The 13,624-nt window shown below is 44.5% G+C and carries 14 protein-coding genes; 13 read left to right on the top strand and 1 reads right to left on the bottom strand.

The annotated features are described in order from the left end of the window. Nucleotides 1-184 precede the first annotated feature (184 nt). From nfo to RH46_RS16355, 3 genes are all read left to right on the top strand, one after another. Nucleotides 185-1,078, top strand: a complete 894-nt coding sequence (gene nfo / locus RH46_RS16365; protein WP_174263849.1) for a deoxyribonuclease IV — start codon at nucleotides 185-187, stop codon at nucleotides 1,076-1,078. A 235-nt stretch (nucleotides 1,079-1,313) separates the two neighbouring features. After that, on the top strand, nucleotides 1,314-1,997 hold the full coding sequence (gene ung / locus RH46_RS16360) for a uracil-DNA glycosylase (protein WP_006880624.1): 684 nt from the start codon (nucleotides 1,314-1,316) through the stop codon (nucleotides 1,995-1,997). A gap of 96 nt (nucleotides 1,998-2,093) precedes the next feature. Then, nucleotides 2,094-2,645, top strand: a complete 552-nt coding sequence (locus RH46_RS16355; RefSeq protein ID WP_006880623.1) for a hemerythrin domain-containing protein — start codon at nucleotides 2,094-2,096, stop codon at nucleotides 2,643-2,645. 38 nt (nucleotides 2,646-2,683) lie between these two features. Here the strand turns inward: RH46_RS16355 and RH46_RS16350 are convergent, their stop codons facing one another. Further along, entirely contained in the window at nucleotides 2,684-2,866 is a 183-nt protein-coding gene (locus RH46_RS16350) for a DUF3545 family protein (protein WP_006880622.1), read from the bottom strand. A 697-nt stretch (nucleotides 2,867-3,563) separates the two neighbouring features. Here RH46_RS16350 and RH46_RS16345 point away from each other — a divergent pair. From RH46_RS16345 to deoD, 10 genes are all read left to right on the top strand, one after another. Then, nucleotides 3,564-4,994, top strand: a complete 1,431-nt coding sequence (locus RH46_RS16345; protein ID WP_006880621.1) for an alanine/glycine:cation symporter family protein — start codon at nucleotides 3,564-3,566, stop codon at nucleotides 4,992-4,994. A 173-nt stretch (nucleotides 4,995-5,167) separates the two neighbouring features. Continuing rightward, nucleotides 5,168-5,941 carry a peroxide stress protein YaaA gene (yaaA, locus tag RH46_RS16340; protein ID WP_006880620.1) on the top strand — a complete coding sequence of 258 codons (774 nt, stop codon included), beginning with the start codon at nucleotides 5,168-5,170 and terminating at the stop codon, nucleotides 5,939-5,941. A 15-nt stretch (nucleotides 5,942-5,956) separates the two neighbouring features. Further along, nucleotides 5,957-6,106: a DUF5363 family protein gene (locus RH46_RS22270; protein WP_160162431.1), complete on the top strand. Its 150-nt coding sequence runs from the start codon at nucleotides 5,957-5,959 to the stop codon at nucleotides 6,104-6,106. Beyond that, nucleotides 6,106-6,879, top strand: coding sequence for a TatD family hydrolase (locus RH46_RS16335; protein WP_006880619.1), 774 nt, complete (start codon nucleotides 6,106-6,108; stop codon nucleotides 6,877-6,879). The genes RH46_RS22270 and RH46_RS16335 overlap by 1 nt, the downstream gene beginning before the upstream one ends. Before the next feature lie 204 nt (nucleotides 6,880-7,083). After that, the gene (locus tag RH46_RS16330; RefSeq protein ID WP_006880618.1) at nucleotides 7,084-8,346 is read left to right on the top strand and encodes a NupC/NupG family nucleoside CNT transporter; all 1,263 of its coding nucleotides are present in this window, start codon (nucleotides 7,084-7,086) and stop codon (nucleotides 8,344-8,346) included. A 373-nt stretch (nucleotides 8,347-8,719) separates the two neighbouring features. Further along, nucleotides 8,720-8,890 carry a XapX domain-containing protein gene (locus RH46_RS16325; RefSeq protein ID WP_006880617.1) on the top strand — a complete coding sequence of 57 codons (171 nt, stop codon included), beginning with the start codon at nucleotides 8,720-8,722 and terminating at the stop codon, nucleotides 8,888-8,890. A 266-nt stretch (nucleotides 8,891-9,156) separates the two neighbouring features. Next, complete coding sequence (gene deoC / locus RH46_RS16320) at nucleotides 9,157-9,933, top strand: deoxyribose-phosphate aldolase (protein ID WP_005473560.1); 777 nt, start codon at nucleotides 9,157-9,159, stop codon at nucleotides 9,931-9,933. Nucleotides 9,934-10,074: 141 nt separating this feature from the next. After that, on the top strand, nucleotides 10,075-11,403 hold the full coding sequence (deoA, locus tag RH46_RS16315; RefSeq protein WP_006880616.1) for a thymidine phosphorylase: 1,329 nt from the start codon (nucleotides 10,075-10,077) through the stop codon (nucleotides 11,401-11,403). 118 nt (nucleotides 11,404-11,521) lie between these two features. Further along, the gene (locus tag RH46_RS16310; RefSeq protein ID WP_006880615.1) at nucleotides 11,522-12,742 is read left to right on the top strand and encodes a phosphopentomutase; all 1,221 of its coding nucleotides are present in this window, start codon (nucleotides 11,522-11,524) and stop codon (nucleotides 12,740-12,742) included. A gap of 73 nt (nucleotides 12,743-12,815) precedes the next feature. Continuing rightward, nucleotides 12,816-13,535, top strand: a complete 720-nt coding sequence (deoD, locus tag RH46_RS16305) for a purine-nucleoside phosphorylase (RefSeq protein WP_006880614.1) — start codon at nucleotides 12,816-12,818, stop codon at nucleotides 13,533-13,535. The last annotated feature ends 89 nt before the right edge of the window (nucleotides 13,536-13,624 follow it).

The raw sequence follows: 13,624 nt of genomic DNA, 5'->3' as shown, positions 1-13,624 counted from the left end.
TTTATTTTCTTGTTCTAAATCAATAAAGTGATTGAAAACAACGTAGTTACAATATATTTGAACATATAAAAATATTTAATAGCTCATTTTGTTGTAAATTTACTACAAAATGAGCTGAAAAATTGAACTTGGTCTACTAAGTACCTGTAAATTGGTAGCCATTCTGAAAGTGTAAAGTGATTAAATGACAATGATAAAAAATAATTATGGAAGTAAGTTTATTGGTGCTCACGTATCCGCTGCGGGTGGCGTTGATCAAGCGCCATTGAGAGCTCGCGAGATAGGTGCTAATGCATTTGCGCTATTCACCAAAAATCAACGTCAGTGGGTCGCTAAACCTCTCGAAGAGAAAACGATCTCGGCATTTAAGGCTAACTGCAAAATGCTTGGCTTTACGGCAGAACAGATTCTGCCTCATGACTCCTATCTGATTAACTTAGGAGCGCCTGAAGAAGAGAAGCTAGAGAAATCGCGTGCAGCGTTTATTGATGAAATGGAGAGGTGTCATCAGCTCGGCTTAACACTACTCAATTTTCATCCTGGGAGTCATTTAAAGAAGATTTCTGAAAAAGAGTGTCTGGCAAAAATCGCTGAGTCGATCAGTCTGGCGCATCAGGCTGTTCCTGAGGTGATTGCAGTAATAGAAAATACGGCAGGGCAAGGTACTAATTTAGGCTGGCGCTTCGAACACCTTGCCGAAATCATTGAGCAGGTCGAAGACAAGTCGAGAGTAGGCGTTTGTATCGATACTTGCCACACCTTTGCCGCAGGCTATGACCTGAGTAGCTTTGACGCTTGTGAAGCCACTTTTGCTGAGTTCGATCAGATAGTTGGTATGCGCTATTTAAAGGCAATGCACATTAATGACTCAAAGATTGCCTTAGGCGGCAAAGTGGATAGACATCACTCGTTAGGTCAAGGAGAGATAGGTTGGCACTGTTTTGAGTATATAGCCAAAGATGCCAGGTTTGATGGTATCCCTTTGATTTTAGAAACAATCGATCCGGACATTTGGTCACAAGAGATCAGCAGATTGAGAGAGTTTCACCATCAGGCTGCAAGTAAAAAAGCGCAATAAGAAAAACTGGCATTAATCTTTCATAGGTTACTTTGTGTTCAATGCTATGAGGGTGACATTATGCCTTTCTCTTATTCTTATATTTCTGCTCGCCCGGTACGTTTTCCGATGCCAAACCGTCACATTACTGGACAAGGTCACTACCGCACTCCGCAGAAGCAGTAATCTTCTCTTTGTTCCTTCTACTTATTTTGCGACAATCAGGTCGCATATATATAGGTAGAAGGAATAGGTGATGAAATCTCAACTGACTTGGCACGATGTGATTGGTGCTGAAAAGCAGCAAGAGTATTTCCAGCAAACGCTGGCATTCGTAGAAAGCGAGCGCGCTTCAGGTAAAGTTGTTTTTCCGCCAGCCAAAGACGTATTCAATGCATTCAAAACCACTGAGTTTGGCGACGTCAAAGTGGTGATTCTCGGGCAAGACCCATACCACGGTCCGAATCAAGCTCATGGCCTGTGCTTTTCTGTACTACCTGGTGTTAAAACGCCTCCTTCTCTGGTCAATATGTATAAAGAGTTAGCTAAGGATGTTGAAGGCTTTGAGATACCTAAACATGGCTATTTACAGAGCTGGGCTGAGCAAGGTGTTTTATTGCTTAATACTGTGTTGACCGTTGAACAGGGCAAAGCGCACTCGCACGCCAAGAGTGGCTGGGAAACTTTCACCGATAGAGTTATTGAGGCGATTAACCAACATCAGTCTGGTGTCGTGTTTTTACTGTGGGGCGCACATGCGCAGAAGAAAGGACGTTTTATCGATCGCAATAAACACTTTGTGTTAGCTGGCCCGCATCCATCACCTCTGTCTGCCCATCGGGGCTTTTTCGGTTGCCGTCACTTTTCACAAACTAATCAGATTTTAGCTCAACAGGGTTTAGAGCCGATAGAGTGGCGTTTGCCTGTCGAGATTGGCTAATCCTTTTGATATTTGCCTAAATTTTGGTCAGCATCAAAGCGGGATGTATTGTTCTCTTATACACTTAATAAAAGTAGGTGTTAAGGAGAGTCCGCTATGATGATTGAAAGGATACGTCGTGAGCACGGATACATGGTGCGTTTACTTGCTTTACTTCGCCATAAGTTAACGCAACTTAAAAGTGAGCGCCCAGTCAACTATAGGGTATTAAGAGAGTTAGTTGACTACCTTGCTAACCATTCCGAGAAAGTGCATCACCCCAAAGAAGACATTTTGTATCACTACTATACAAAGCACTATGGTCACCACCATCAGATAGATAACCTTGAGTTGGAGCATCAGACATTGTCTGAAAAGACTCATGCTTTCCTTGATGTCGTTGATATGGTGCTACAGGATGCGGTTATTCCTCAGGAGATGTTTATAGAGCAACTCGAAAACTTCCTTGATGCGCAGAAAGCTCACCTGGAAACGGAGGAGAAGTCGATCTTTCCTTACTTAATTGAGACGTTTACTGTTAAGGATTGGCAGGCGGTTGAACAACAATGGAGTGTTTGTGAAGACGATCCTGTATTTGGTAGTACCATAGCAGAGCAATATAAGCAGCTTGCTGAGCGGGTTCATCAAACTGAACATGAATGTACTTGATAGCAGGTAATAAAAAAGAGGCAACAAGGCCTCTTTTTTTAATACTCAAGTTTATCTATATCATTAAAGCCGATATCCATATCCATCAACTCTTTTTGTAATCGTTGGCGATCTTTGATCGCTTCGATTTCTCGCCATTTACGTTTTACCGGTTTCGAGCGGCCTGCTCGTCCTTTTGGAAAATCCTGTTCAAAAATTTCTTCAAAGTTTAAGCCTTCCATAAGCTACCTCTTTATGATTTTTGTCCCTCTAAGCGGGGTCATTTTTTAATACCATATCTGATTCCACCGTAACCTTGATTAGTTTCTCATTTGTTACGTTTCAATGAAGTTTTTACTGATATTGTGCGAGGAGGTCACAAAAAAACCGCCACGAAATGGTGGTTTTTTGAACGTTTAACTTGCGTTGAAGTGCTAAATTGCCGATTTAAGGTTGTTAATTAGCTGTACAAATCGTGGTCTCAATGAATAGATATCGGCTATGTGTCTATGAGCAGAACAGAAGCTTACTGTTTTTACCGTGTGCTATTTACTCTATGCCTTGTGTTGTAAGGAATCTTAACCATCGGTGTGTTTGTGATTTTATATGTTTCGGAATTTGTCAAATGTTATAGAATTTTAGATTGGTTGTTTGTTTGTTGTTTTATGTTTGTGCTGTTACGTGTTAATTGATGGTGACCATCTAGTGAAATATAACAATCAAAAGCACTCATTTGCATATTGATTTTTGTCCTTCTTCGCTGCATTATCCGCCCGTCAAAAATTACGTCGATACGTAAAATGGAAGCATGAGGCGAGTTTTACAGGTCTAAACTGCATAGAACAACTATATCAACGCTAAGCAATCTTGACACTTAGCGCGGCAGTTAGATGGATGGCTTGGAAGCAGAGATCGGCGAAATCTCAATATGAGGATGTTATGACAGACTTAATTAATTTAATGAATGACCTGCTTTGGGGTTCTATTCTTGTTTATCTTCTGGTCGGTGTGGGAATCTACTTTACAGTCCGTTTGGGCTTTATCCAGTTCCGTCACTTCGGCCACATGTTTTCTGTACTGAAAAACAGCCGTAAAGCAGACAAAGCTGGTATCTCTTCTTTCCAAGCTCTTTGTACCAGTCTGGCTGCACGTGTAGGTACAGGTAACATGGCTGGTGTTGCGGTTGCTCTAACTGCGGGTGGCCCTGGCGCGATTTTCTGGATGTGGTTAATTGCAATGCTTGGTATGGCGACGTCGTTCGCTGAAAGTACTCTGGCTCAGCTATACAAGACTAAAGATGATGACGGCAACTACCGTGGTGGTCCTGCGTACTACATGGAAAAAGGCCTTGGCATGCGTTGGATGGGGGTACTTTTCTCTGTATTCCTGATCATTGCATTCGGTTTGGTTTTCAATGCGGTACAGGCAAACTCAATCGCCAACGCAATGCACAACGCATTCGGTTGGGATGATACTTACGTTGGTATCGTTGTTGTGCTGCTATCTTCGGTTGTAATCTTCGGTGGTATCAAGCGTATTGCACGCGTAGCAGAACTGATTGTTCCTGTTATGGCTCTGGCTTACCTGCTTCTAGCAATGTTCGTGATGGTAATGAACATTGATAAGTTGCCTGCAGTACTGACGCTAATCTTTAAGAGCGCATTTGGCCTGCAAGAAGCAGCTGCTGGCGGTCTGGGTTATGCGATTGCTCAGGCGATGATCAATGGTATCAAACGCGGCCTGTTCTCGAACGAAGCTGGTATGGGTTCTGCGCCTAACGCGGCAGCATCTGCAACACCTTACCCGCCACACCCGGCTTCTCAAGGTTATGTACAGATGCTAGGCGTATTTATGGATACTATCGTTATCTGTTCTGCGACTGTGGCTATTATCCTGATGTCAGGAGAGTATGTACCACACGGTGAGGTTACGGGTATCGAGCTAACTCAGACAGCATTAAGCTCTCAGGTTGGTGAGTGGGGCGGCATCTTTGTTGCAGTTGCGATCTTCTTCTTCGCATTTACTTCAATCATTGCTAACTACTCATACGCTGAAACCAACTTAATCTTCCTTGAGCATAACCATAAAGCGGGTCTGGGTATTTTCCGCATTATCGTACTTGGTATGGTGATGTTCGGTGCGGTTGCTTCTCTACCAGTAGTATGGGCGCTGGCTGACGTATCTATGGGTCTGATGGCTATTGTTAACTTGATTGCGATTCTGCTACTGTCTGGCATTGTTATCAAACTAGCGAAAGACTACAACCGTCAGCTTGATGAAGGTAAAGTCCCGACGTTTGACTCAAATGATTTCCCAGAGCTGAAATCTCAGCTTGAAGATGGTATCTGGGATCAGAGCAAAAAAGACTAGTTTAATCGTAATACTTGAAGTGGTAGCTCTGCTGATTTGTCGCTTGGCTACTGCTGCAAATTCAGGTGATAACATTTGCCTATTAAAACGATTTAAAAAGCCATGCAGACATCGCATGGCTTTTTTTGTACCCTAAACTCTATAAAACAGATAAATGGATAGAGTATAAAGTCATGTTAATTGTCGTTTCACCTGCGAAAACGTTAGATTATGAATCTCCTCTGGCGACAGAAAAATTTACTCAGCCGGACTTGGTAGAGTACTCAAAAGAACTCATTGATGTTTGCCGTAAGCTTACGCCAGCAGACGTCGCGAGCTTAATGAAAGTCAGCGATAAAATTGCTGATTTAAACGTTGGTCGTTTTCAAGAGTGGAGCGAAACATTCACTACCGATAACGCGCGCCAAGCCATTCTGGCATTCAAAGGTGACGTGTATACAGGTTTAGACGCTGAGTCTCTGAGCGACGAGGATTTTGACTATGCGCAGAGTCACCTGCGCATGCTGTCAGGTTTATACGGCTTGCTTAAGCCTCTCGACCTGATGCAGCCTTACCGTCTGGAAATGGGCACTAAGCTAGCAAATGACAAAGGTAGTAACTTGTACCAGTTCTGGGGCAATGTGATTACCGATAAGCTAAACGAAGCGATTGCCGCTCAGGGTGACAATGTACTGATTAATCTGGCTTCGAATGAGTACTTTAAAGCGGTTAAGCCTAAAGCTCTTGATGCACAAGCGATTACTCCCGTGTTTAAAGATTGTAAGAATGGTCAGTATAAAGTGATCAGCTTCTACGCTAAAAAAGCGCGCGGCATGATGGCTCGTTTCATCATTGAACAACGTATCTCCAGTGTTGCCGACTTAACTAAGTTTGATACGGCTGGTTATTACTTCGTTGAAGATGAGTCGACTCCGACTGAGCTTGTTTTCAAACGCGAAGAGCAGTAGCAGAGGGCGTCGGGAATGTTAGTTTGGTTTAAGCGTTGGATAGCCAAATATGATCAGTGGTGTTTGTCTTTAGGTTTGACTCCGGAGAACAAACGAAGCTGCGTTCCCTACCGAAGTGAACCTAGCCACTCCCCAGTAAATAACGATACGAAGGCGCAGCGATGATGCGCCTTTTTGATACCCACTGCCATCTTGATTTCGACTGTTTCTCTGCTGACTTCAGGCAGCATATAGAGAGTGCACAACAGCACGGAGTTGAGCGTTTTATTTTGCCTGCAATCGGCCCGTCGAACTGGCAAAAACTGATCTCACTCTCGCAACAATATTCAGAGCTGTATTACGCGTTAGGAATTCATCCACTATTTATCGATCAACAAAGTCAGCACTCTTTTACCGAATTGCGTCTACTATTAGAACAACATCAAGGTTTGTGTGTTGCTGTGGGTGAGTGTGGTCTAGATGCCATGATAGATGTTGATATGGAACTGCAGGAGCGGATTTTCGTTCAGCAAGTTGACATTGCCAATGAGTTTAAGCTTCCGCTCATCTTACATAGTCGTAAGACACACAATCGTTTGTTGCAGATTCTTAAGCAAAAGCAGTTTGAATTTGGCGGTGTGCTGCATGGTTTTTCTGGAAGTTATCAGCAAGCGATGCAGTTTGTTGAACGTGGTTTTTATATTGGCGTCGGAGGGGTAATCACTTATCCAAGAGCGAATAAAACTCGGCTGGCTATTGCGCATTTAGCGGTCGAAAATCTAGTTCTGGAAACGGATGCACCCGACATGCCATTAAACGGACATCAAGGCAAGGCCAATCATCCTAAGATGATAGGTGAAATATTGTCCTGCCTCGCAAGCCTGAAAGGATTACCAGAGCAAACGATTGCTGAAATCGTTTGGAAAAATAGCAATTCTGCCTTCGATATTTGTGAATAATTTCGAAATAAATTGTTCATATGATGATTGAAGAGGTCGTGAATGGTGATCTCGTTCACGTAAATGAGTGAACACATGATGAATCTTATTAGAAACTGTGAGGACGGCATTACTTTATCAATGGACGGATGAGTATAATTGCCTCCGCTTTTGAGCTCCATTTTGTAACACGCCAACAAATAACATATAAGGAAGTCATAAACTATGAGCCTGTTTATGAGCCTAGTCGGTATGGCAGTATTGCTAGGAATTGCATTACTACTGTCTGATAACCGCAAAGCTATCAATCTAAGAACTGTGGGTGGCGCATTTGCTATCCAATTCATCATCGGTGGTTTCGTTCTTTACGTACCATGGGGTCGCGACCTACTAGCTGGTTTCTCAGCTGGTGTACAGAACGTTATCGACTACGGTAAAGACGGTACTGGTTTCCTATTCGGCAGCCTAGTTAACTTCTCAGTTGACGGTATCGGTTTCATCTTTGCTTTCCAAGTACTTCCAACGCTAATCTTCTTCTCTGCACTTATCTCTGTACTTTACTACATTGGTGTAATGCAGTGGGTTATCAAGATTCTTGGTGGCGGTCTACAAAAAGCACTAGGTACTTCACGTGCCGAGTCAATGTCTGCAGCAGCTAACATCTTCGTTGGTCAAACTGAAGCACCTCTAGTGGTTCGTCCGTTTGTACCAAAAATGACTCAGTCTGAGCTATTTGCAGTAATGTGTGGTGGTCTAGCGTCTGTTGCTGGTGGTGTACTAGCAGGTTACGCATCTATGGGTGTACCTCTAGAGTACCTTGTAGCAGCATCATTCATGGCAGCACCTGGTGGTCTACTATTCGCTAAAATCATTAAACCTGAAACTGACACGCCAGATGAGAGTATCGGTGATGACATCGACGGTGGTGACGACAAGCCAGCTAACGTTATCGACGCAGCAGCAGGCGGCGCATCAGTTGGTCTACAACTTGCTCTAAACGTAGGTGCAATGCTACTAGCATTCATCGGTCTAATCGCTCTAATCAACGGTATCCTAGGTGGCGTTGGCGGTTGGTTCGGTATGGAAAACCTAACTCTAGAACTACTTCTAGGTTGGCTATTCGCTCCTCTAGCATTCCTAATCGGTGTACCTTGGGCTGAAGCAACAGTTGCTGGTTCATTCATCGGTCAGAAACTAGTTGTTAACGAATTCGTAGCTTACCTAAACTTCGTACCTTACGTTGGCGAGAACGCTCAAGTTGTTGCAGCGACAGGTGCAGTAATGTCTGAGAAGACTCAAGCTATCATCGCATTTGCTCTATGTGGTTTCGCGAACCTTTCTTCTATCGCGATTCTACTAGGTGGTCTAGGTGGTCTAGCTCCAAACCGTCGTCACGACATCGCTCGTATGGGTGTTAAAGCGGTTTGTGCTGGTACGCTATCTAACCTAATGGCAGCGACAATCGCTGGCTTCTTCCTATCTTTCTAATTTAGTAAGCGAAAGATTATATAGACGCCGTTTTACAAAACCCCGTAGTAACTCTGTTACTGCGGGGTTTTTTTATTTTTCGGCGTAGTGAACGCGATAAGAGCCTCAAGTGAAACAGGTTTCTTGCTGCCACTACTTTGAAGAATATTTGTAAAAACTCGAAACTGCGATTACCCAGTGTATGACCAGATTTGATTAACGTACCTAAATCAGATTTAGGAGAGCGGGTTCTGAGTGTTTGCAGGTGATTAAGACTGAGCAAACGTTAAGCAGAATCTTTTTTGAGATACAAACCGTTTGCGCTCTATGAGCCACTACAGTTCTGCGACAAATATCTATAATGTAGGTATCTATAGAAAGTAGGGTCAAACTTATGTATGAAGTTATCCTCGCAACCCTAGCGGGTTTTGTTGTTGGAGTCCTGTTTTCCGCCATCAAGTTGCCGGTACCTGCGCCCCCTGTTTTAGCGGGTGTTATGGGCATCGTCGGCGTTTACTTAGGTGGTGTAACCTATCAATGGATTATTGAAAGGTTTTTTAGCTAGCGATAATTGATACAAGGAGTATGATTGGCGCTGGCAGCAACCTAGAGTTGCTTGGGCTTAAGCCCATATACGTTAGACACCGCAATCGTAGATTGTTGTGCCATAGACCAAACTGGTACTGTGCGGTGACAAGGATAGCAATTGGCATATGAATTCGCTGTATATGCCGAGTCTTCAAGGAACCAAGTCCGTTCATTAATGACTACATCGCCAACTCGAAAGTCGGGTTGAGCAGTAAAATTTTTGAATATTGATCGGAGATAGAAATGAGCGATTTAAAAGCAGCAGCACTACGTGCACTTAAACTAATGGACCTAACTACGCTGAATGATGACGACACTGACGCGAAAGTTATCTCACTTTGTCATGACGCTAAATCAGCGGTAGGTAACACAGCTGCAATCTGTATTTACCCTCGCTTTATTCCTATTGCTAAGAAGACACTTCGTGAGCAAGGTACACCAGAAGTTCGCATCGCGACTGTAACTAACTTCCCACACGGTAACGACGATATTGAAATCGCAGTTGCTGAGACTAAAGCGGCAGTTGCTTACGGTGCAGATGAAGTAGACGTAGTATTCCCTTACCGTGCTCTAATGGCAGGTAACGAAGAAGTTGGCTTCGAGCTAGTTAAGCAATGTAAAGAAGCGTGTGGTGACATTCTTCTAAAAGTGATCATCGAAACGGGTGAGCTAAAAGAAGAAGCACTAATCAAGAAAGCTTCTGAAATCTGTATCAAAGCGGGTGCAGACTTCATTAAAACTTCAACTGGTAAAGTGCCAGTAAACGCAACTCCAGAATACGCTCGCATGATGCTTGAAGTTATTCGCGATATGGGCGTTGCAGAAACTGTTGGTTTCAAACCAGCTGGTGGCGTACGTACTGCTGAAGATGCGCAAGCGTACTTAGCAATGGCTGATGAAATCCTGGGTGACAACTGGGTTGATGCGCGTCACTACCGTTTCGGTGCGTCAAGCCTGCTGACTAACCTACTTAATACATTAGAAGTAACAGACGAAACTGCTGATCCAGCAGCTTACTAATTGTCTCATCGTATTTGGCGCCGCAACGTCAAATATTTAGAGAACTGATAACAAGAAAGTCTGTTTGGTGGGGTGGTAATTCGCCACTCCACATTACCTCTTTACCTTACAACCTTGCTGCACAAAGCATGGGAGGATCTAATGTACTTACCTCAAGAAATCATTCGTAAAAAACGTGACGGCGAAGTTCTGACTGCCGACGAAATCAACTTCTTTATCCAAGGCGTAGCAAAAAACACTGTATCTGAAGGTCAGATTGCAGCGTTTGCAATGGCTATTTTCTTCAACGAGATGACAATGCCAGAACGTATCGCATTAACGTGTGCTATGCGTGACTCAGGTATGGTCATTGACTGGAGCCACAAAGAGTTTGGCGGCCCAATCGTTGATAAACACTCAACCGGTGGTGTCGGTGACGTCACTTCACTAATGCTTGGCCCTATGGTTGCAGCATGTGGTGGCTTTGTTCCTATGATCTCTGGTCGTGGCCTTGGTCATACTGGCGGCACACTAGACAAACTTGAGTCAATTCCAGGCTACAACATCACACCAACCAACGAAGTATTCGGTGATGTGACTAAAGACGCTGGCGTAGCGATTATCGGTCAAACTGGCGATCTTGCTCCAGCGGATAAGCGTGTTTACGCAACTCGTGATATTACAGCGACAGTAGATAACATCTCACTGATCACAGCATCAATTCTGTCAAAGAAACTGGCTGCTGGTCTTGAGTCACTGGTTATGGACGTAAAAGTAGGTTCAGGCGCATTTATGCCAACTTACGAAGCGTCAGAAGAACTAGCGAAATCAATCGTTGCTGTAGCAAATGGTGCTGGTACTAAGACAACAGCCATTCTTACCGATATGAACCAGGTTCTGGCTTCATCGGCGGGTAACGCAGTAGAAGTTCGTGAAGCCGTTCAATTCCTGACTGGTGAATACCGCAACCCTCGTCTTCTAGAAGTCACTATGGCGTCATGTGCGGAAATGTTAGTACTGGCTAAACTGGCTGATAACACAGAAGATGCACGTGCTAAGCTGATGGAAGTGCTAGACAACGGTAAAGCGGCTGAGTGCTTCGGTAAAATGGTTGCCGGCCTTGGTGGCCCTGCTGACTTCGTTGAGAACTACGATAACTACCTGGATAAAGCTGAAATTGTTAAGCCAGTTTATGCTGATGAATCAGGTGTCGTTTCAGCAATGGATACTCGTGCGATTGGTATGGCGGTTGTATCAATGGGTGGTGGTCGCCGCGTTGCGACAGACACGATTGATTACGCGGTAGGTTTTGACCAATTCATCCGTTTAGGTGAACAAGCATCTAACGACAAGCCTCTTGCTGTTATTCATGCTCGCACAGAAGAGCAATGGCAGGAAGCGGCAGATGCGCTGAAGAAGGCAATTACGGTAGGTGGTGAATACACACCAACACCTGAAGTTTATCGCCAGATCCGCGCTGAAGACGTTTAAACCCTAGAGATGGAGTTGCAGCCTTGTTGGCCGCGACTCCAGCTGTTCAGGGCTTAATATAATATTAATAAGATTGGTTGATTGAAGCTTTTGCTCTCGACCAATTGAGGAAGCAATAATGAAAAGAGCATTTATTTTAGTCTTAGACTCATTTGGTATCGGTGCAACGGCTGATGCAAAAGACTTTGGTGATGTGGGTTCTGATACCCTGGGTCATATCGCAGAGCAGTGTGATAAAGGTCTTGCGGACAATGCGGATCGTAGTGGTCCACTTCGCTTACCAAACCTATCTAAGCTTGGCCTTGCAATGGCTCATAAAGAGTCCACAGGTAACTTCGCTCCGGGTCTGGATGCTGATGCAGAAATCATTGGCGCATACGGTCACGCAGCAGAGCTATCTTCTGGTAAAGACACTCCGTCTGGTCACTGGGAAATCGCTGGTGTTCCGGTTCTGTTTGACTGGGGTTACTTTACAGACAAAGAGAACAGCTTCCCTAAAGAACTGACAGACCGCATCCTTGAGCGTGCAGGCCTTGATGGCTTCTTGGGTAACTGCCACGCATCAGGCACGCAAGTTCTTGATGATCTTGGTGAAGAGCACATGAAGACAGGTCAGCCAATCTTCTATACTTCAGCAGACTCAGTATTCCAGATTGCTTGTCACGAAGAGACTTTCGGTCTTGACCGCCTGCTAGAGCTATGCCAAATCGCTCGTGAAGAGCTTGAAGACTACAATATCGGTCGTGTTATCGCTCGTCCATTTGTTGGTGCTGGTAAAGGTCAGTTTGAGCGTACGGGTAACCGTCGTGACCTGTCTGTTGAGCCACCTTCAGCAACCGTTCTACAAAAACTGGTAGAAGAGAAGCAAGGTGATGTCGTTTCAATCGGTAAGATTGCTGATATCTACGCTAACTGCGGCATCACTAAGAAAGTGAAAGCAACAGGTATCCCAGCTCTGTTTGAAGCAACGCTAGAGCAAATTAAGCAAGCTGGCGATAACACTATCGTATTCACTAACTTTGTAGATTTTGACTCAGCATACGGCCACCGCCGTGATGTTGCGGGTTATGCCGCAGCACTAGAATACTTCGACGGTCGTATCAACGAAGTACTAGAGTTAATGGAACAAGATGATGTGCTTATTCTGACGGCTGACCACGGTTGTGATCCAACTTGGCCAGGCACAGACCACACTCGTGAGCATATCCCAGTGATTGTTTACGGTCCAAAAGTCCCAGCGGGCTCTCTTGGTCTACGTGACACATTCGCTGATATCGGTCAGACACTGGCGAGTCATTTTGGTATCTCACCAATGGATTACGGTAAAAACTTCCTGTAATCAAAACGGTTTAATTAAAATAGAGGGCATGTCCCTCTATTATTTTGTCATTTCTAACTAAGGAAATTGAATCATGGCAACTCCACATATCAACGCAGAAATGGGTGCATTCGCAGATGTTGTTCTAATGCCGGGTGACCCGCTACGTGCTAAATACATTGCAGAAACCTTCTTGGAAGATGTTGTACAGGTATGTGACGTACGAAACATGTACGGCTTCACGGGTACTTACAAGGGTCGTAAAGTATCAGTAATGGGTCACGGTATGGGTATCCCATCGTGCTCAATCTACGCGACTGAACTTATCAAAGACTTTGGCGTGAAGAAAATTATCCGCGTAGGCAGCTGTGGCGCAGTAAGCGAAGACATTAAAGTTCGCGACGTTGTTATCGGCATGGGTGCTTGTACTGACTCTAAAGTGAACCGTATTCGCTTTAAAGGCCATGACTTTGCTGCTATCGCTGACTACAAAATGGTACGTGCAGCAGAAGATGCAGCAAAAGCTCGTGGCATTGAAGTAAAAGTTGGTAACCTGTTCTCTGCAGAGCTCTTCTACACACCAGATCCTGAAATGTTCGATGTAATGGACAAGTACGGCATCGTAGGTGTTGAGATGGAAGCGGCGGGTATCTACGGCGTTTGTGCTGAATACGGTGCTAAAGCTCTGACTATCTGTACTGTTTCTGACCACATCAAGACTGGTGAGCAAACGACTTCAGATGAGCGTCAGACGACTTTCAACGATATGATGATCATCGCGTTAGACTCAGTGATCCTGGGTGACGCAGAGTAGTTGAGAACGGGCTGCGCCCTGCGAGAAATTAGAACGCTGCGCTTCGAGAACGGACTTCGTCCTACGAGAATTTAGAACGCTTCGCTTCG

This window comes from Vibrio brasiliensis LMG 20546 (genome assembly GCF_000189255.1).
GTDB lineage: Bacteria > Pseudomonadota > Gammaproteobacteria > Enterobacterales > Vibrionaceae > Vibrio > Vibrio brasiliensis.
Note: the sequence above shows the minus strand (reverse complement) of the source record. Positions and strands in the feature narration are given on the sequence as shown.

Excerpts from the sequence above, each read along its gene's own strand:
- nfo (WP_174263849.1), top strand. The coding sequence starts at position 185 with ATGACAATGATAAAAAATAATTATGGAAGTAAGTTTATTGGTGCTCAC.
- ung (WP_006880624.1), top strand. The coding sequence starts at position 1,314 with ATGAAATCTCAACTGACTTGGCACGATGTGATTGGTGCTGAAAAGCAG.
- RH46_RS16355 (WP_006880623.1), top strand. The coding sequence starts at position 2,094 with ATGATGATTGAAAGGATACGTCGTGAGCACGGATACATGGTGCGTTTA.
- RH46_RS16350 (WP_006880622.1), bottom strand. The coding sequence starts at position 2,866 with ATGGAAGGCTTAAACTTTGAAGAAATTTTTGAACAGGATTTTCCAAAA.
- RH46_RS16345 (WP_006880621.1), top strand. The coding sequence starts at position 3,564 with ATGACAGACTTAATTAATTTAATGAATGACCTGCTTTGGGGTTCTATT.
- yaaA (WP_006880620.1), top strand. The coding sequence starts at position 5,168 with ATGTTAATTGTCGTTTCACCTGCGAAAACGTTAGATTATGAATCTCCT.
- RH46_RS22270 (WP_160162431.1), top strand. The coding sequence starts at position 5,957 with ATGTTAGTTTGGTTTAAGCGTTGGATAGCCAAATATGATCAGTGGTGT.
- RH46_RS16335 (WP_006880619.1), top strand. The coding sequence starts at position 6,106 with ATGCGCCTTTTTGATACCCACTGCCATCTTGATTTCGACTGTTTCTCT.
- RH46_RS16330 (WP_006880618.1), top strand. The coding sequence starts at position 7,084 with ATGAGCCTGTTTATGAGCCTAGTCGGTATGGCAGTATTGCTAGGAATT.
- RH46_RS16325 (WP_006880617.1), top strand. The coding sequence starts at position 8,720 with ATGTATGAAGTTATCCTCGCAACCCTAGCGGGTTTTGTTGTTGGAGTC.
- deoC (WP_005473560.1), top strand. The coding sequence starts at position 9,157 with ATGAGCGATTTAAAAGCAGCAGCACTACGTGCACTTAAACTAATGGAC.
- deoA (WP_006880616.1), top strand. The coding sequence starts at position 10,075 with ATGTACTTACCTCAAGAAATCATTCGTAAAAAACGTGACGGCGAAGTT.
- RH46_RS16310 (WP_006880615.1), top strand. The coding sequence starts at position 11,522 with ATGAAAAGAGCATTTATTTTAGTCTTAGACTCATTTGGTATCGGTGCA.
- deoD (WP_006880614.1), top strand. The coding sequence starts at position 12,816 with ATGGCAACTCCACATATCAACGCAGAAATGGGTGCATTCGCAGATGTT.